At 69.5% G+C, this 18,690-nt stretch carries 15 protein-coding genes; 11 read left to right on the plus strand and 4 right to left on the minus strand.

Annotation, left to right across the window (positions count from 1 at the left end):
* The first annotated feature begins 496 nt into the window (after positions 1-496).
* A complete protein-coding gene (locus OO71_RS39695; protein ID WP_033295227.1) occupies positions 497-1,183 on the plus strand; it encodes a M23 family metallopeptidase in 687 nt (228 codons plus the stop codon).
* Between the two features lie 1,205 nt (positions 1,184-2,388).
* On the opposite strand, the gene pcrA is transcribed toward OO71_RS39695, so the two are convergent.
* Entirely contained in the window at positions 2,389-4,809 is a 2,421-nt protein-coding gene (gene pcrA / locus OO71_RS39700) for a DNA helicase PcrA (RefSeq protein WP_033295204.1), read from the minus strand.
* A gap of 133 nt (positions 4,810-4,942) precedes the next feature.
* Here pcrA and OO71_RS39705 point away from each other — a divergent pair, with 133 nt between their 5' ends.
* The 7 genes from OO71_RS39705 (at position 4,943) to OO71_RS39735 (ending at position 12,410) form a co-directional block, all read left to right on the plus strand.
* Positions 4,943-5,374 carry a DUF1707 SHOCT-like domain-containing protein gene (locus OO71_RS39705; protein WP_033295205.1) on the plus strand — a complete coding sequence of 144 codons (432 nt, stop codon included), beginning with the start codon at positions 4,943-4,945 and terminating at the stop codon, positions 5,372-5,374.
* A gap of 165 nt (positions 5,375-5,539) precedes the next feature.
* On the plus strand, positions 5,540-5,836 hold the full coding sequence (locus OO71_RS39710) for a chorismate mutase (RefSeq protein ID WP_033295206.1): 297 nt from the start codon (positions 5,540-5,542) through the stop codon (positions 5,834-5,836).
* 57 nt (positions 5,837-5,893) lie between these two features.
* Positions 5,894-6,199 (plus strand): hypothetical protein, encoded by a 306-nt coding sequence (locus tag OO71_RS39715; RefSeq protein ID WP_033295207.1) that lies wholly within the window; start codon positions 5,894-5,896, stop codon positions 6,197-6,199.
* A 347-nt stretch (positions 6,200-6,546) separates the two neighbouring features.
* Entirely contained in the window at positions 6,547-8,256 is a 1,710-nt protein-coding gene (locus tag OO71_RS39720; RefSeq protein WP_245633930.1) for a pilus assembly protein, read from the plus strand.
* Positions 8,257-8,510: 254 nt separating this feature from the next.
* Entirely contained in the window at positions 8,511-9,389 is an 879-nt protein-coding gene (locus tag OO71_RS39725) for a hypothetical protein (protein WP_033295209.1), read from the plus strand.
* A 212-nt stretch (positions 9,390-9,601) separates the two neighbouring features.
* On the plus strand, positions 9,602-11,251 hold the full coding sequence (locus OO71_RS39730; protein WP_033295210.1) for a serine/threonine-protein kinase: 1,650 nt from the start codon (positions 9,602-9,604) through the stop codon (positions 11,249-11,251).
* 13 nt (positions 11,252-11,264) lie between these two features.
* Complete coding sequence (locus OO71_RS39735; RefSeq protein ID WP_033295211.1) at positions 11,265-12,410, plus strand: serine/threonine-protein kinase; 1,146 nt, start codon at positions 11,265-11,267, stop codon at positions 12,408-12,410.
* 3 nt (positions 12,411-12,413) lie between these two features.
* Here OO71_RS39735 and OO71_RS39740 read toward each other — a convergent pair whose 3' ends face one another.
* Positions 12,414-13,316, minus strand: a complete 903-nt coding sequence (locus tag OO71_RS39740) for a LysR family transcriptional regulator (protein ID WP_033295212.1) — start codon at positions 13,314-13,316, stop codon at positions 12,414-12,416.
* Positions 13,317-13,422: 106 nt separating this feature from the next.
* Here OO71_RS39740 and OO71_RS39745 point away from each other — a divergent pair, with 106 nt between their 5' ends.
* On the plus strand, positions 13,423-14,337 hold the full coding sequence (locus OO71_RS39745; protein WP_033295213.1) for a DMT family transporter: 915 nt from the start codon (positions 13,423-13,425) through the stop codon (positions 14,335-14,337).
* An 80-nt stretch (positions 14,338-14,417) separates the two neighbouring features.
* Here OO71_RS39745 and OO71_RS39750 read toward each other — a convergent pair whose 3' ends face one another.
* Together OO71_RS39750 and OO71_RS39755 are read right to left on the minus strand one after the other, a co-directional pair.
* Positions 14,418-15,086, minus strand: coding sequence for a response regulator (locus OO71_RS39750; RefSeq protein ID WP_033295214.1), 669 nt, complete (start codon positions 15,084-15,086; stop codon positions 14,418-14,420).
* Positions 15,087-15,127: 41 nt separating this feature from the next.
* The gene (locus tag OO71_RS39755) at positions 15,128-16,507 is read right to left on the minus strand and encodes an ATP-binding protein (protein WP_425388741.1); all 1,380 of its coding nucleotides are present in this window, start codon (positions 16,505-16,507) and stop codon (positions 15,128-15,130) included.
* Positions 16,508-17,018: 511 nt separating this feature from the next.
* Between OO71_RS39755 and OO71_RS39760 the strand changes: the two genes are divergently transcribed.
* Complete coding sequence (locus OO71_RS39760) at positions 17,019-18,323, plus strand: PspC domain-containing protein (protein ID WP_084145606.1); 1,305 nt, start codon at positions 17,019-17,021, stop codon at positions 18,321-18,323.
* Positions 18,289-18,534 carry a hypothetical protein gene (locus OO71_RS52710; protein ID WP_084145602.1) on the plus strand — a complete coding sequence of 82 codons (246 nt, stop codon included), beginning with the start codon at positions 18,289-18,291 and terminating at the stop codon, positions 18,532-18,534. Before OO71_RS39760 ends, OO71_RS52710 begins: the two co-directional genes overlap by 35 nt.
* Positions 18,535-18,690: the final 156 nt, after the last annotated feature.

The raw sequence follows: 18,690 nt of genomic DNA on the forward strand, positions 1-18,690 counted from the left end.
AAAATGGGTCGTGAAAGTGATTCAACGCGTCGGGGTGGCCGCTTATTTCGTCGGCTCGGGCCGGATGTGTGCGGTTTCCGCATTGGGCCATCCGAACGTATGTAAGCAAAGTCACAGCTTTTGGAGTAGTTCTCGATTAACTTTGGGTAGTTTCCACAGCTAGGCGCTTCACGACGGCCACTCGTTCGGCCGAAAGCGGGGAGGCGCCTTGCTCATCGAGGTGCCGCTTCGTTACTGTCCCCCGGTCCCCATTACAGTCAGGTCACGAAGCAAAACGCTGAGCGAACCACCCCCGAGGTTTGCTCACGGGATCCCCCGCCCGAGTTCGCTTCCGCCCGGCTCCCCGACGATGGAAGGCCCTGTCTTGGCTTCACACCGCTCCCCCGGCGGCCAAGCCCCTTCCCCGGCGCTGAAGGACGCACTGGACGGTGCGGTCATTCGCGTGCGGGGTCAGCACCGCATCGCTCCGCCCTCCTCCGCCCTTCGCGGGCGGGTCGTGGTCGCCGCTGTTGCAGCAGGCGCGTTCGCCGCAGCCGCTGCCGGGCAGACCATCAAGGCCACCAGCGGTCCGGACTCGAACACCCCGGTCACGCCGCTCGCCAACGCACAGGACGCGAGCGCCTCGTTCACCCTCGGCAGCGCGGGCTCCGGGGGAGCTCCCGAACTGCTGCCGACCGGCCACGTCGTCGACGCGTCCGCCGAGGCCGCCAAGATGACCGACAGCGCCAAGTTCACCAAGGCCCGCGTGCAGGCGGAAGCCGAAGCCGCGCGTCAGGCTGCCGCAGAGGCCGCCCGCCCGAAGACCTGTCTTCCCGCCCACGGCACCTTCACCTCGGGCTTCGGCGCCCGATGGGGCACGAGCCACCTGGGCATCGACATCGCCAACGCCATCGGCACCCCCATCTACGCCGCCTCCGACGGCACCGTGATCGACGCCGGTCCGGCCAGCGGTTTCGGACTTTGGGTACGCGTCCAGCTCGCCGACGGCACCATCCAGGTGTACGGCCACATGAACAGCTTCTCCGTCCGCGAAGGCCAGAAGGTGAAGTGCGGCCAGCAGATCGCGGAAATCGGCAACCGCGGCGAAAGCACCGGACCGCACCTGCACTTCGAGGTGTGGCAGAACGGGACGAAGAAGATCGACCCGCGTCCGTGGCTCGCTCAGCGTGGTGTGGACGTCTGATTCCTCCTGAGTTCTGAGGCGCTCCGCGCGGCTTGAAGTGCCAGGTTGGTCATGGATAATCGCTGAGCGCCCGCGGAACCGTCGCATCGAGGCGTGGCTGGGGTGGTCATGGATAATCACCGGGCTGCCTGACGATTCGTTGTCGTACGGAGCCCCGGATTACCGGTTGGATAGGTGCGCTGCCGAATGGCGCTTCTGGCTCACGGACAGAAATCCCGGTCTCGGCTAGATGCCTCACGAACGGCCTCGCCGAAGGGCGACCCCCGCATCGCGCTCGGACTCCACCGGACCACCCTCGGCGGGCAATCCCCGAATGCCGCTCTACGCCACGCGAACGGCCCATCCGGAGGACAACCCAGGATCGCGACCGGATGTCGTGACGAGCATTGCCACCGGATGACCGCAGAACGCCGCTGAGCACGGTGCAAACGCCCACCGGGCACTCCGCGGACAGGCCGCGCACACCGAGTGAACGTCCCGCCAGGCAAACCCCGGAACACCGCCAGACGAACGCGCGAACGCCCCACTGGGCAACCGCATCGCGGCCGGGCGCCGCGCACGTGCCCTGGGACAGATTCCCGGAATACTGCCGGAACCGCACGTCTCCGCCGAGCAATCTGCCAACAGCTGCAAGCCACACGGACAACGCCTGCGTAAGCCACACCGGGACGTCGCACCCGGGTTTACGGGTCGCTACCTGGCATTCGGCGGATGAAGTACGCCACCGCGACCTGCCACACCGTGCACAGACCCGTGCCTCGTCGCCATCGGAATGGCGAGCGTCGGGGGAAAGACCACCATCGTCCGTCGGCGCCCGACGTTCCGCTGCAGACGACGCATCTGCCATCCGGCCCCAAAGCGTGCTGTCTCAGCAGCGCACGCCATGCGGCCGCCAGCCGTGCCACTTCCCCGGGCACGGCTCGTGCCGGGCGTGCTGCGGTCCCCACTGCAGCTGTTCCCAGCACTCCCCGTAGATATTCCTGTACCCCAGCGGCAAACACCCCAAACAAGACCGCGTCCATCCCGGCTCCCCTCCACATACCCTACCACGTCATCGAACTTGTGTTCGACAACCTCAGGTATACCGTGCCGGACCGACAGGAATCAGCGATCCGCCGGACGGTTCACTCGGTCCAGTGAAAACTGTCCCGGGGCACGCCGCGAAACACCACAGAAAACCAAGCCAGGCCAGGGAAAAAACCCAGTCAGAGCTTCACCATCGGCACACTGCCGATCAGCATCAGGCGTACCTTCCCGGACGCGCCGAAGTCGATGGTCGCCGTGGCGCGGGGGCCTACGCCGTCGCAGGAGATCACTGTGCCGAGGCCGTACTTGTCGTGGCTGACGCGGTCGCCGACGTCCAGCTTCAGCGCCACCGTGTCCTTCCAGCCCTTCCCAAAAGGAGACGACGAAGTAGAAGAAGACGACGACCGCCGACCCCACGTGGTGGCGGCGCGCGGGCCGGACGAGGAACCCGACGAAGAACCGAAATTGCCGAACCCGGGCGAAGACGGTTCGAGACGCCGCCAGTCGACCAGGTCCGGTGGCAGCTCGTCGAGGAACCGTGAAGCCGGGTTCATCTGCGGCTGCCCCCACGCGGACCGCACGAGGGCCCGCGACACGTACAACCGCTTGCGCGCCCGCGTGATCGCCACGTACGCCAGCCGCCGTTCCTCGGCCAGCTCTGCCGGGTCGCCCAGCGCGCGCATGTGCGGGAAAACGCCGTCCTCCCAGCCGGTGCAGAACACCACCGGGTACTCCAGGCCCTTCGCGGTGTGCACGGTCATCAGCGTGACCACGCCCGCGCCGCCGTCGCCGTCTTCGCCGCCGTCCGGGGACGGGACCGAATCTGCGTCTGCGACCAGCGAAACCCGCTCCAGGAAGGCCGGCAGCGAACCGGGCGACGGCACCCCGTCGTCGAGGACCAGTTCTGCGTTTTCGTCGCTGGTGACCTCCGCGGTGAACTCCGCGAACTCGCGCGCCACCGTGACCAGTTCGGTGAGGTTTTCGACCCGCGACGCGTCCTGCGGATCGTCCGATTCCTCCAGCTCAGCGCGGTAGCCGGTACGCTCCAGCACGGCCTCGAGCAGGTCGTGCACCTCGGTGCCGGACGACGCCATCTCGCCCAGTTCGTCAAGCAGCGCAACGAATCCCGTGATCGACTTGGCCGAACGCGGGTTGAGCAAAGCGACCTTGCCGTCGACCGCGTCGCGAAGCGCGGCCCAGAACGAAATCCGCTCCCGTTCCGCGTGCGTGGCCACCACGGCCTCCGCCCGATCGCCGATCCCCCGTTTGGGCACGTTGAGAATCCGGCGCAGGCTCACCGTGTCCTCGGGGTTCGCGAGCACGCGCAGGTACGCGATCATGTCGCGGACCTCGCGCCGCTCGTAGAACCGCACCCCGCCGACGACCTTGTACGGCAGGCCGAGCCGGATGAAGATTTCCTCGAACACCCGCGACTGGTTGTTGGTGCGGTAGAACACCGCGATGTCGGAGTAGTCCGCCTGACCGCTCTCGGCCAGCGAATCGATCTCCCCCGCGACGAACGCGGCCTCGTCGTGGTCGTTGTCCGACACGTAGCCGACGATCTTCTCGCCGTCGCCCGAATCGGTCCACAGCCGTTTCGCGCGCCGGTTGGGGTTGCGCGCGATCACCGCGTTGGCCGCGGACAGGATCGTCTGCGTGGAGCGGTAGTTCTGTTCCAGCAGAATCGTGTGCGCGTTGGGGAAATCCCGTTCGAATTCCTCGATGTTGCGAATGGTCGCGCCGCGGAAAGCGTAGATCGACTGGTCCGCGTCGCCGACCACGCACAGCTCGGCGGGCTCGGTACCGGTGTCCGCCCCGGATTCCGTCCCGGCCAGCTCGCGGACCAGCGTGTACTGCGCATGGTTCGTGTCCTGGTACTCGTCGACCAGGACATGCCGGAACCGGCGCCGGTAGTACTCCGCGACGTCCGGGAACGCCTGCAGCAGCGACACCGTCTGCATGATCAGGTCGTCGAAGTCGAACGCGTTGGCCCCGGCGAGCCGTCGCTGGTACTCGGCATAGACCTCGGCGACGCGCCGCTCCAGGTCGTTCGCCGCGTTCGACGCCGCGGCATCCGGGTCGATCAGCTCGTTCTTCAGGTTCGAGATGTGCACCGCGAGCAGGCGCGCGGCGTACTTCTTCGGGTCGATGTCGAGGTCTCGCGCCACGAGCGTGATGAGCCGCTTCGTGTCGTCCGAGTCGTAAATGGAGAAGCTGGACGACATGTCGAGCGTCTTCGCCTCGCGGCGGAGGATGCGCACGCACATCGAGTGGAACGTGGACACCCACATCGCATTCGCGCGGCGGCCGACCAGCGACGAGACGCGGTCGCGCATCTCCGCGGCGGCTTTGTTGGTGAACGTGATCGCCATGATCTCGCCGGGATGCACGCGCCGCTGCCCGAGCAGGTACGCGATCCGGCGCGTGAGCACGCGCGTCTTGCCCGATCCGGCGCCCGCGACGACCAGCAGCGGACCTCCGGCATGCGTCACCGCCTCGCGCTGGGCGGGGTTGAGGTCCTCGAGCAGGTCTGCGGTTCCCGGCCGGGCGCCGCGGGCGGGAGCGGGCTGGTCTGCGGGGAGATCGAAGAGGGTGTCCATCGTCTGTCCACGCTACCCCTGGGGTACGACAGACCCCGAACAGCCACGCGCCCGGATGCGCTCTCCGACGTACGCCACAGTGTCGCCTCGCACCCGACGCGCGCGGCCTTCCCCGCGCGGACCATCGAACGGTATGGACGACAAGATTCCCGCCCGGTTGAGGGCTTCCGACAGCGACCGAGAACGCGTCGCCGAAACCATCCAGGCCGCCGGTTCCGAAGGGCGGCTCACGCTCGAGGAGGTCGAGGAGCGGCTGAGCACGGTGTACGCCACCCGCTACACCGACGAGCTCGGCAAGCTCACCACCGACCTCCCCCGCCCCGCGCCGGACCGCCCGCGCGGCGGCTGGCCGCTCACCAGGGCGGCCCTGCGCGAACATCCGGCGCTGCGGGTCCACCTCGGCATCGTCGTGGTGATCGCGACCTTGCTCATCGTGCGATGGGCGATCGGCGGGGCCTTGTTCTTCTGGCCCGCGATGCCCGTGTTCTGGCTGTTCGTGAGCCTGGTGGTGCACGCGCGGGTGCGAACGTTGCGGCGGCGGCCGGGTGCGCCTGTGCCATACTGATCTCGTGTGGCACCGCAGCGAGCGATTTTTTTACGGGACCCGGACTCCGGCTCCCGTGATCGCGTAGTGCCCCACCCGCCATCACCCGCAGCCCCGGAGTCCACTGGACCCGGGGCTTTCGCCGTCCCAGGGGTCACGGGGAGTCCGGACTTCAGAGAGGTCCCGATGAACGCGCAGACGCAGAACGCCGACGGCCAGCCCGGCGAGGACACCACCGCCGGGGAGGACATCTCCGCGCTCCGCAAGGAAATCGACTGGCTCGACTCCGAGATCCTCCGGCTCGTGAAACGCCGGGTCGAGGTGTCGAAGACGATCGGTGCGGCCCGGATGGCCGCCGGCGGCACGAAAATCGTCTACAACCGCGAGATGGACGTGCTCGCGCGCTACCGCGAGCTGGGTCCGGAAGGCCGCCAGCTCGCGATGCTGCTGCTGAACCTCGGCCGGGGCAGGCTCGGCCGATGACGCGGTCTCCGGGTCATCCCCGATCCGCGCCGATCCGAAACCAGGCAGACTGGACACATGATTAACGTCATCGCCGTCATCATCGCGATCGCGAGCGTGCTGGCGTCCCTCGGGAACGTCGGCTACCTGGCGCTGCTCAACAACGCGGCAGGCAAGCGGGCCGGCGGGGCGCCGGTGGCGCAGTACGTGCGCAGCCGCTGGGCGCTCGCCGGGGGTGCCACTGCGGCGTCGCTCTTCGCCTGGTTGCTCACTTCGGGCAACGTCGTGCTGGACATCCTCGCCATCGTCATCGCCGTCGGTAGTGGCGCGACGTCGGTGAAGGCCCTCCAGTCCACGCAGGCGAAGTACCGCAGCGGCGGTTGAGCCCCTCGCGAACTGGGACAACGGCGGGACGCACGCTGCACAGCGTGACGTGCCGCCCGTTCGGGCGCGCCCGACCGAGTGAAACCGGTGCAAGTTGCAGGATGGGTGAAGACTTTCGCTTGCCGGTTTCCTAGTGTGGGGCTCGTGAGGACCCTGGCGTCTGTGCCGGGCCATGCCCGGAGGACGCGCGGGAGCTGCGGCGCCGCGCGTCTGTCGCCGCATGCGCGTGCAGATGCTCGGGAGTTCGCAAGTGTGGACGCAAGTGTCACCGCTCGCTCTTCTGCTCCGTTCGGGTTGATCGGTGCGGCGACGCCGTCACGCCCACACCGTGGAGGGGTCGGACGGGCATGACGGGAAACACGATGGGCGGTCCGCGACACGCTGACCGTCCCGGAGCGGTCACGGCCGCCGAGGTCACCGTCCCCGGCAGGCACCGCGTCCGCGGCGACGGGACCTGGACGCCGGTCGTACCCCCGCGTACCGCCGGACATCACCGGCACCGCACCGGAGCCATACCGGTCGCCGAGACGCCCGCACCTCGTACGGAGGTGGTGAGTCCGCGGCGGGAGGCGGTTTCGACTCCTCGTGACGGCGGGTTTGACGGGTTCGTCGCCCCACGCCGGGAAGAGGTTTCGGCACCGCGTGACGACCGGCTTGACGGGTTCGTCGCCCCGCGCCGGGAAGAGGTTTCGACACCGCGTGACGACCGGCGTGACGGGTTCGTCGCCCCACGCCGGGAAAGGGCGGCGCGCGGCGCAACAGAGACCCGGCCGGTGTTTCCTGCTGCAAGTGGCACTTTGCCGATGGACGAGCTGGCCCTGCCGCAACCACAGCACACCCGGCTGGATGAGGACTTCAAGCCGCGGCGCCGTCCGGAGAACCGGGCGCGCGTTGCGCCTCCGCAAGGCCGGGTCCCCGACGAGCACCGCGCCTTCGCGCCTCCCGAGCAGCCGCAATCCACGCCAGCGCACCCCGAGCAGACGCGACCCACGTCGTACCCCGACCAGACCGAGCAGGCCCTCCCCCAGCCGACCGGGCAAGCTCGGCGTACTCGCCAAGAACGCGTCGCCACCACGACCGCCACGCTGGCCGCCCATGCGGAGGACGCGCCCGAAGGCGGCCGGGAGCGCGTCGAGCTGAACCCCGACGAACCACCGCGGCGCCAGCGGGTCACGCTTCGCACGGCGCCCGTCTCCCCGCGAGAGTGCGAGCGCGAGCAGGACGACGAGGTGCGCGTCTACGCCGCCCCGCTGCTGGACGGGCTCGGCAAGTTCGACCTCGGCTCGGTACCCGCGTCGGTCACGCCGCCGAAGACCTGGCGGAAGGCGGCGTGGTTTGCGACCGGCGCGTCCGGGGCGGTGGTCGTCGGACTGTTGTTCGCCGGGACGTTCCTGGTCGGCGGCCCCACCACCACGTCGGACGCCGTCGGCGGGGGCTGGCCGGGGCGGCAGAACGGCGGTGGTCCGGACCTCAGCGCGCTGATCCCCGACGGGCAGCGCGGCGGCGGCAACGTCCAGCGCAGCGACACCAGCACCAGCCCGAACGGCCTGACCTCGGACAACGGCACACATCCGCAGGGCAACGACCCCACCGCGAGCGCAAGCCGCAGCTCCACCGGCGAGACGACGGCGTCCGGTACGGGTACCCGGGGCAGCTCGTCGGCGCCGGTCACCACCGGGTCGCCGTCGGCGAGCCGGGCGCCGGAGAAACCGCCGGTCACGCCTGCCCCGCGGGAGACCAAGGACCCGAACTACTTCACCGCATCGAACCCCAAGACGATGGGCGACAACTCGGAGAAGTTCTTCAACAACGTCACCACGGACCCGTCCGAGGCCTCCTCGATCACGTCCGGCGAGCTCAAGCAGGAGGGCTCGCAGGGCCTGCGCAAGCGGTACGCCGATGTCGCGTACTTCGAGGTCAAGAAGGTCACCATCGACCCGGAGCACGAGACCACGGTCAACACGCTCGAGGTGACCCACCAGGACGGCAGCAAGACCACCGAGCAACGCACCCTCACCTTCGACGACGACGGCAAGATCACCGACGACGGGCGCTGACCTGGCGGGTGTCTGCAAATGCTGATGCACGTGCGGTGCGGTAAGCGGTTGTTTCCTCGTCCGGGTGGGTGACTAAGCTGCCGTTCGTCGTACGACGGCGGCATTCCGGCGACGAAGTCTGGCGGCCGCCCGCCCGCACAGGGTTACCTGGCGACAACGAGGCTCGGAGCCGACCACGAATCGGCCGTCCGGGCCACCCCCGGGACGCCGCCACCGCGCAGCGCCCTTCCCCGAACCCCGGAGCGAGGACTTTCGTGCTTGAACGGCAGCGAACCCGGCGTGAGCCCGACGCGGTCCGCGTCGAGGACGTGATTCCGCCGGAGCTGCTCGAGGACGTGGCCGAAGCCGACCGCCAGTACCTCGAGCAGGTGTTCCGCGAACCGCAGAAGTACCTGCCACCGCGCTCGCGCCGAGCGTCCGCCGGACGGGCCGAGGTACCCGCCGACGAACCCGAGGGCAAGCTGGCGCGCCGCGCGAAGCTGGCCGGGCTCGTCGGGGCTGGTGCGCTCGTCGCCGGCGCCGTCGTCACCGCGTCGCTGCTCAGCGGCGGGCCGAGACCCACCGTCCCGGTCGCCGAGGACACCATGCCAGCCGGTTTCAGCGGGGCGGCCGCGCTCGGCGGTCAGGCCGTTCCTCCGCCGCGGCAGGGGCACACGTCCGGCGGCACCACGGCCGGGCACCACGACAGCACCCCGGCCAAGTCGTCGGGCTCGCTGTCCTCGGCGCCGTCCGGCGGCGGTACCAGCACGCCGGAGACCACGTCCGGCACCTCGTCGGCGCAACCGAGCGCCCCGTCGTCCTCCAGCAGCAAGAAGTCCTCGACTGCGCCGGACACGGTGAAGCTGGCCGCGGTGCGCAAGTTCTACTCCTCGATCGACCACCATCCGGACAACGCGCTGTCGCTGCTCACCCCCACCGTCGCGCGGGGCGAGACCGGGGACCTGGTCCGCGCGTGGAGCGATGCCGAGTCGATCGACGTGCAGGAAATGCACGTACAGGACGACGGTTCGGTGTTCGCCGTCGCGCTCGTCCACCAGGCCGACGGAACCCTGGTCCGGGTCACCCAGTTGTTCGACGTCGTCGAGCAGGATGTGATCTCCCAGGCCCGCCTGCTGTCCGCAGTGTTCTCCTGACCTGCGAAGACCCGATCGCGCCCGACAGATCGGACTGTGCCGCGTGCATGTGCACAGAGTGAGCGCCTAGCCTTGTCCCGGGTCTGTCTCGGCAAAACCGGCGCACGACCCACGGCAGGTGCCTACGCTCCGGTGCTGCGGCGGATCCGTGGTCACACTTTCGGGGTGGACAGGTCCTGCCCTGGGAAGTCGGAGCCCCAAAGGGAGGTCGCGTGAGCGACGAGGGTCGTCTGGTCGCCGGCCGGTACCGCATCGGCGGGAAAATCGGTTCCGGCGCGATGGGGGCCGTCTGGCGGGCCCACGACGAGGTGCTCGGCCGCACGGTAGCCGTCAAGCAGCTGCTCCTCCAGCCCGGCCTGGAGGAGCACGAGGCGGAGGACGCCCGGCAGCGCACCATGCGCGAGGGCCGCATCGCCGCGCGGCTGCACCACCCGAACGCGATCACGGTGTTCGACGTCGTCACCGACGACAACGGACAGCCCTGCCTGATCATGGAGTACCTCGACTCCACCAGCCTGGCACAGATGCTGCAGGAGAAGGGCACTCTGCCGCCGCTGGAGGTCGCCCGGATCGGCGCGCAGATCGCCGCGGCACTGCGCGAGGCGCACGCGGTCGGCATCGTGCACCGCGACATCAAGCCGGGCAACATCCTCCTTGCCGGCAACGGCACCGTGAAGATCACCGACTTCGGCATCTCGCGGGCGAAGGACGACGTCACGGTCACCAAGACCGGGATGATCGCCGGTACGCCCGCTTACCTCGCGCCCGAGGTCGCCATCGGTGGTGACCCCGGCCCGGAGTCCGACGTCTTCTCGCTCGGCTCCACGCTGTACGCCGCCTGCGAGGGCCAGCCGCCGTTCGGCCTGTCGGAGAACACGCTCAGCCTGCTGCACGCCGTGGCCGCGGGGCAGATCAACCCGCCGCGCCAGTCCGGTCCGATGGCGAGTGTGCTCGCCGTGCTCCTGCATCCGGACACCCAGCACCGGCCCACCGCCGACGAATGCGAGGAGCTGCTGGCCGCGGTCGCGCGCGGCGAAACCCCGCTCGGCGGTCCGGACGGCGACACCATGCTGGCGCCGTCCGCAGGTACGCTCGGCGCCGCTGCACTGGGCGGGGCGGCCGGGCTGGGCGGGGCGGCCGCGGCCGGGCTGCTCCACCCCGACGACGACCTGCCCGCCGGCCACTCCGGCACGCTGCTCGACGAACCGGCCACCACGCAGCAGCCGTACTACGACGACGATTCGTACCCGCCCGCCTCCGGCTACCCGGAGAACGATTACGACGGCTACGGCTACCCGCAGCACGAGCAGGATCAGTACCACCAGGAACCGCCGCTGTACGGCGATCCGGGCCGCAACGGCCTCGCCGCCACGCGCGCGGTACCGGTCCCCGAAGGCTTCGACGACGACCCGTACGGCGAAGAGCCCCCGCCTCCCCCGCGGTCGCACGCCCAGACGTCCCCCGAGGACGACGAGGAGAAGCCCGGCGCCTGGAAGAAGCCCGCGATCATCGGCGGCGTCGTGGTGGCCGGCCTGGTCGCGCTGGGCGTGTGGCTGCTGACCCCGGGCAATCCGCCGGACGCCTCGCAGCCGCTTCCCCCGGCGACGTCGTCGGCGGTCGTGCCGACGTCCGTCACACCACCCTCGACGCAAGCAACCACCAGCGCCCCCGTTACGTCTTCCCAGGAAACCTCGCCGCGAGAGACGTCGTCACGCCACTCGTCGCGACGAAACACCACAGCTCAGGAAGAATCGACGGCACCGGCAACGAAGACGCAGGAGAGCCCGCCGAGCAAGACGGTATCCACACCACCGACGACCAAGTCGGAGCCAACCTCGTCGAGCTCTCCACCTAGCCCATGATCCAAGGACAGCATTGAGCTCAGAAGGCAGCATCGTCGGCGGACGGTATCGGCTGGACCAGCCGATCGGCCGCGGGCGCGCGGGCATCGTGTGGCTCGCATTCGACACGCGGCTGTTCCGGACCGTCGCCGTGAAGCGGATGTACCTGCCCGTCGGCCTGCCGCCGGAGCGCGCCGAACGGGCCCGCGCGATGGCGATGGAAGAGGGCAAGGCCGCAGCGCGGATCGAGCACCCGAGCGCGATCACGGTGTACGACGTCCTGCCCGACGGCGCCGACGTCTGGCTCGTGATGGAGTACATCCCGTCGCGCGGGATGTCGGTGTTCCTGGCCGAGCACGGGCGGCTCACGCCGGAGCAGGCGGCGGCGCTGGGGATTTTGCTCGGCGACGCGATGGCCGCAATCCACGCCGCCGGCATCGTGCACCGCACGCTCGAGCCGGGCACCGTGCTGCTCGCCGATGACGGCAGCGTCAAGCTCACTGACATCGGTATCACCGGCGGCGGCCCGCACGCGGCGTTCCGGGCGCCTGAGGTCACCCAAGGCGGTCCACCTTCGCCGGAGGCGGACGTGTTCTCGCTGGGGGCGACGCTGTACACGGCGGTCGAGGGCGTCCCACCGTTCGGTGACGACGGCCAATCCCCCGAGCGCCCGCCGGAGCACGCCGGTCCGCTCACCGGCGCGTTGCAGAAGATGTTGCGCGCCGACGCGACGATCCGGCCCACCATGGCCGACACCGTGGTCTCGCTGAAGGCCATCACCGAAGGCCGTGAGCAGACCGCGTTCATCCCGCCGACCGCGCCCGCGATGCCGACTGTGCCTGCGTCCCGGCCGGTGCCGTCCCAGTTCCCGGGACAACCGGGGCAACCGGGCCCGCAGATACCGCCGATGCAGCCGGTACCGCAGGGGCAGCCGATGCCGCCGCACCAGCCGGGTCCGCTGATGCAGCTGCCGGTCCAGCAGGTCCCGCATGCTCCCATGCCTGCGCAGCCGATGCAGCAGCCGACCGCGCGGTTCGTCCCGACCCCTGCCCAGCAGGCCGCCGCCGCGCAGGCGGTGCGCGAGAAGGCAGCCGCGCGACGCCGGATCATCCTTGCCGTGGCGGCAATCCTGTGCGCGGTGCTGATCGGGATCGGTGTGTCGGAACTGCTTTTCGTGTGACGGTCAGGCGACGTTCGCCGTCGCCTCCTGCATGGCGTCGAGGAACGTCAGCACGGCCGGGCTGCCGGCCACCCTGGCGGCCACCGCGGCGTGGATGTGCCTGCTCGGCTGCGGATTCCGGACCCGGCGCACCACGACCCCCGGATGCGGCGTGCCGAGCCCGAGCTCCGGAACCAGCCCGACGCCGAGCCCGGCGGCGATGAAACCCTGCGCCGACGGGTAGTCCTCGGACTCGACCACGATGTTCGGGTGGAATCCGGCCGACGAGCAGGCCCCCTCCAGGATCGCGCGGCAGCTGCCGGGGATCGGATCGACGCCGACCCAGGGTTCGTCGGCGAGGTCGGCGAGGTCGAGCACGCGTTTGCGGACGAGCCGGTGGGTACGCGGGAGCACCGCGCGGTACGGGTCGTCCAGCAGCGGTACCAGCTCGATGCCCTTTCCCGGCTCACCCGGGCGTGGGTAGACGGTGATCGCCACGTCGGCGCGGCCTTCCTCGACCTCGGTGAGCGGGTCGCCGGGGTCGATGAGCTTGAGATCGAGCCAGACGCCGGGGTGTTCGCGGCGCAGCGCGGCCACCGCATACGGCACCATCGTGGCGCCCGCGGTGGCGAAGTACCGGATCGCGAGCTTGCCGGTCCGGCCCTCCTTGAGCTCGGTGAGCGCGGCCTCGGCCCGCGCCAGCTCGGCGCTGAGCACATCGGCGTGTTCGGACAGCAGCGTGCCCGCCGGGGTCGGCCGGACGCCGCGGCCGACGCGTTCCAGCAGCAAGGTGCCCGCCTCGCGTTCGAGCACCGCGAGCTGCTGGCTGATCGCCGACGGCGTGTAGCCGAGATTCCGGGCCGCCGCGGTGATCGACCCGCTCGTGATCACCGCGCGCAGCACCTGCATGCGCCGTACATCGAGCATGCTCTCGATACTACAGCTTTGCTTAAGTGTCCCTGCAGTTATTTTCGCTTGTCCTTATGTCTGGCCGCGACGAAACTTGCGTGGGAAGGCTAAGGAGGCACCTGGGGTGACCGAGACGAAGACGCTGCTGAGGATCGCGGCGCTCGCGTTGATGTGGGGTTCGAGCTTCTTCTGGATCAAGCTGGCACTGGACAGTTTTTCACCGGTCCAGCTCGTGCTCGCGCGGCTGGTGCTCGGCGCCGTGGTGCTGGTGGCGTTGTGCCTGCTCGGCCGGCGCCGGCTGCCGTCGGAACGGCGGACCTGGGGGCACCTGCTCGTCGCGGCGTTCTTCCACAATGCCTTGCCGTTCCTGCTTTTCGCGATCGGGGAGACCACTGTGGACTCCGGGATCACCGGGGTGCTGAACTCGACCACCCCGCTGTGGGTGCTCGTGGTGGCGCCGTTCCTCGGCGCGTCGAGCCGGATGACGGCGACGCGCGTGGCCGGACTGGTGATCGGGCTCGCCGGGATTCTGCTGATCTTCGCGCCGTGGCAAGCCACCGGACTGCTCAGCTGGGGCGCGCTGGCCTGCCTCGCCGCGGCGGCGAGCTACGGGTTCGCCTTCGTCTACGAAGGCCGGTACCTGTCCGGAACGGGCTCCTCGCCGTACGCGCTGGCAGCCGGGCAAATGCTGCTGGCCACCGGTTTTCTGGTGCTGGCCATGCCGTTCGGCGGGATGACGCCGGTGCACCTGAGCCCGGTCGCACTGATCTCGGTGCTGGTGCTGGGCGTCGGCTCCACCGGGATCGCGTTCGCGCTCAACTACCAGATCCTGGCCAGCGAGGGCGCGGTCGCGGCTTCGGTGGTCGGCTACCTGCTGCCGGTGGTTTCGGTGCTGCTCGGCGCGGTTTTCCTCCACGAGCAGCTGAGCTTCCGCGTGATCGCGGGCATGGCGGTGGTACTCGTGGGCGTGGCACTGACCCGATTGCAGCGCAAACCTGCGGCGGTGAAAGTGGAACCGGCGGCTGCGGCCGTGAGGTAGGTGTTGTGCCGTGGGCGGGTTGTTCTTGGCGGCGGACCAAGATCATCCGATCACGATCGCAACCTCCCTGGACAGAACAGCTAGACCAGGCGGCGGTCCGAGGCCCAGCGGGACAGCTCGTAGCGGTTCGACAGCTGGGTCTTGCGCAGGACGCTGGACACGTGCGTCTCCACCGTCTTCACCGAGATGAACAGCTCCGACGCGATTTCCTTGTACGCGTAACCGCGGGCAAGGAGCCGGAGGACGTCACGCTCACGCGGGGTGAGCAGGTCGAGCTCCGGGTCGTTGATCGGCGCGGAACCGGGGCGGTCGGCGAAGGCGTCGAGGACGAAACCGGCCAGCCGCGGGGAGAACACCGCATCGCCGTCGGAGACCCGGACTACCGCGCGGACGAGCTCCTTCGACGAGATCGTCTTGGTGACGTACCCGCGCGCGCCGGCGCGGATCACCGCGATCACGTCCTCGGCGGCGTCGGAGACCGACAGTGCGAGGAACACGACGTCCGGCAGCTCCGGACGCACCCGGCGGAGCACCTCCGCGCCACCGCCGTCGGGCATGTGCACGTCGAGCAGCACCACCTGCGGACGCGTGCGCGCGATGCCCGCGACCGCGTCGGCGACCGAACCGGCCTCGCCGACCACCTTGACCTCGTCGGTGATCGAGTCCAGCTCCGTGCGCACTCCCGCGCGGAACAACGCGTGGTCGTCCACGAGAAAGACCTTGACCGGCTCCCGCTGGCTTTCCGTCACGACTGCACTCCCTCGCTCGCCTCCCCCCGAGCATAGCGAGGTCACGCCACCCCTTTGCCTGCTTTCACCGGCATGGCGAGCTGGACCTCGGTCCCCTCGCCGGGCGCGGTGCGCACTTTGGCCGTACCGCCGTGGCGTTCCATCCGGCCGCGGATCGAATCGGCGAGGCCGTGCCGATCAGCGGGTACGACGGCCGGGTCGAAGCCCTTGCCGCGGTCGCGGATGAACACCGTGATCTCGGTGGGCTCGACCTCGGCGAACACGCTGACCTCGTCGACCCCAGCGTGTTTGGCCGCGTTGACGATCGCCTCGCGCGCGGCCTGTACGAGCGCGGTGAGCGGCGGGTAGAGCTCGGTATCGCCGACCACGACCTGGCCGACGGAGATCGCGAACTGGTCCTCGACCTCGCCGCACACCGCGGCGAGCGCCTCGGACAGCTGCTGCCGGGCGCCTTCTTCCTCTTCCTTGGTCCGCTTGTCGCTCGGCTTGCCGTAGCCGCCGGGGCCGTAGAGCCAGCCGCGCAGCTCACGCTCCTGGCCGCGCGCGAGCCGGGCGACCTCGTGCGGCTGGTCGGCCTGGCGCTGGATGAGCGCAAGCGTTTGCAGTACGGAGTCGTGCAGGTGGGCGGCGATCTCGGCGCGCTCGTCGGTGCGGATGCGAGCTTGGCGTTCGTCGCCGAGGTCGCGGACCATCCGCAGCCAGAACGGAATGGTGAGCACGGCGACCCCGACGAGCGTCGCGAGCACCGCGATCAGGGCGAACTTGACCTGGTCGAAGCTGCCGCTGGCGAACACGACGAACCCGATACCCGTGGCGACGAGCGCAACTCCGGCGAGAATCCGGATGATCGCCGACGTACGCCCGCCGCCGCCGACCAGCCCGTCACGCGCACCGAGCCGCCAGCGCCGCCGCTGAGTTTCGTCGGCCTCCCGCCAGACGACTGCCGCCCCGAGCGCCGCAAGCGCGATGGGTACGGCCACCCAGCCACGGATGACGCCGGTGAGCGTGCTGCTGGCAATGGCGAGGCCGATCCCGAGAGCGATCAGGCCGTACGCCTGCTGGCGGTCGCGTGCCTTGGGTTCGGAGGCAGGCTCCTCGGCCCGCTGCGGGACGAACACCCAGAGCAGCCCGTACGCCAGCAGCCCGGCCCCGTTGAGCGCGGCGAGCAGGGCAAACGTGACACGCACCCAGACCACCGGAACGCGCAGGTGATCGGCAAGCCCGCTCGCAACACCCGCGACCGCCCGCCCGGACCGCCGCCGGTACATCTTCGGCCGCTGCTCGGGCTCGGCAACGTCAGTCACCCGGGCGGGCACGAGCTCAGCGGTCCCCTCCGCCGTCCCGGGAGCCCGCCCGGGTGCGCCGATGTCGAGAAAGTCCTGCACGAGGTCCATGGTCACACGGCGAAGAGGTTCGGACATCGGGGAAGCCCCTGATCCGGCTACCTCCGGTGATCACGGGGGTGGTGGGGATCAGTGCGTTGGAGGCGGCTGAAGGAAAGCCAAGTCGCCGACTTCGACGTCAACGTCACGGGCCGGGATCCGATGGCACGTCGCTCCCTAGCCGGCAAGGAGCTGCCCGACCAGTGATCACTGCAAAAGCCAAAGCAGCCTCGCCCACCGTCGCTGCCCCTGCGCACGCGTCGTAGGTACGACGAGCCTTCCGCCGGGGAAGCGCGCCCTGGCGACATCAACGGACGGCCTTCCGTCGAGCAACCGGCGCCGCTTGGCTCGGCTGGTCAGTGCAGCATCGTGATGGCCGTCCGCCCTGACTCCCGCGCCATCTTCGACGCCACATACCCAAGCCGCCTGCCGGACTGCTGAGGAGTTTGCCGTCGGGCTGGAGCCGAGGCTGCCCCCTGCCTGATCTCCGGGGTCAACTCAGGGCTCTTCCCCGATGTGCGGCATCCCCAGGTCCAGCATGCTGTGGCACATGAGTGGTGCGAACGAGGCGCGGTCTCCGCGGGGGAATCCCCTCAACGGGTTCGAGGAGACCGTCAAGGACTTCTGGGCCAGCAGGCCCCGGCGGCCGCACTCGGGGCGGAAGGTTGCCGGGGTTGCGGCCGGGCTGGGGGATCGCTACGGGATCGACCCGGTGGTGATCCGGGTGGCGCTGTTTGCCGCGACGGTGTTCGGCGGGTTCGGGCTCGTCTTCTACCTGCTTGCGTGGCTGTTCTTCCCTGGGGAGAGCGACGAGGTGTCCGGCTTCGAGTCGATGATCGGCCGTGGGCGGTCGACCATGACGAAGGCGTTCGCGGCCATGCTGACGATCGTCACGATCCCCGTGATCGGCTGGACGTTCGGGGGCGGCTGGTTCGACGGCGGCGGTCTCATCGGCTTCGCGCTGCTCGCCACCTGCCTCTACCTACTGCACCGCAGCCGCGGGCAGGACAACCGACCGGCCCCGGCGTTCGCCCACCCGGGCAGCTCCCCGGCCGCATCCGGAATCGGAGCCTTCACGATGAGTAGCGACACCCCGACCGCCGCGACCGCGGCACCGGGCTGGGACCCGCTGGCTGCCGACCCTGCGGGCTGGGACCTGCCCGACCGCGCCGCGCCGGTGCCGCCTCCGCCGTCCGGCGACTACAACTACAACTCCCCCGACGACGAGCCACGGCGGCCGCGGCAGCGGTCGAAGATCGGGGCCGCGACGCTCGGCGTTGCCGTGATCGTGGCCGGGGTCGGGGTCGCGCTGAACCTCAACGACGTCGACTGGTTCTCCATCCGGCACATCATCGGGCTGGTGCTCGGGGTACTCGGCGTCGGGCTGGTGGCGGGGGCGTTCGTCCGCGGTGCGCGTGGGCTGATCGGGCTCGCGATCCCGCTGGCGATTGCCGGGATGGTGCTCACCACGAGCACGTTCGACCGCTTAGACGTACGCGGCGGCGTCGGCGACCTCGCTGCCACCCCGCGGTCGGTGGCCGAGCTGCAGCCGGAGTACCGGCATGCGGCCGGGCAGATGAAGCTCGACCTGACCCAGTTGCCGTTGTCGGCTCCGATTACGACGTCGGTGTCGAATGGGGCGGGGAACACTGTCGTCACGGTGCCGGAGACTGCGGATGTCACGTTCAGCTGTGAGACGACGGCTGGGGAGGTCGACTGTCTGAAGCGGACTACCAATGGGGTCGGGCAGGGGGCCGTCAACGGGACCGACACTGGCACGGATGGCGTTGGTGGGCAGAAGATCACGCTTCACGTGAGCAATGGCGTGGGCAAGGTGGAGGTGCGACGTGGCTGATTACGAATCCGAGACTGCTCCGGCCAGGCGGCGGGGGGTTGACGGGATCACGTTGTTCGTCGGGATTGCCACGTTGCTGGTGTCGGCTTATGTGCTGTCGGATGGGGCAAGTTGGTTGCCTGCGTTTGATTTTCGGTGGGTGATTGCCGGAGGGGCGGTGTTTTGCGGGGTGTTGATGGTGGCGGCGTCATTTCGTCGCCGTCGGCCCTAGCTGGGGTAGTGGGTCAAAGGCGGTGAAGGGAACCATGAGGGAATCTGATTCCGTGAAGGTTCCCTTGGGTTTTAACGTCGGGGTTGTGGGTGGTGGCCCTGGTTGATCATGGGTGCAGCCCTTGGTTGATGATCTCTTCTTGTCTAGGGAAGAGGG

The organism is Amycolatopsis jejuensis (assembly GCF_000717335.1).
Lineage (GTDB): Bacteria > Actinomycetota > Actinomycetes > Mycobacteriales > Pseudonocardiaceae > Amycolatopsis > Amycolatopsis jejuensis.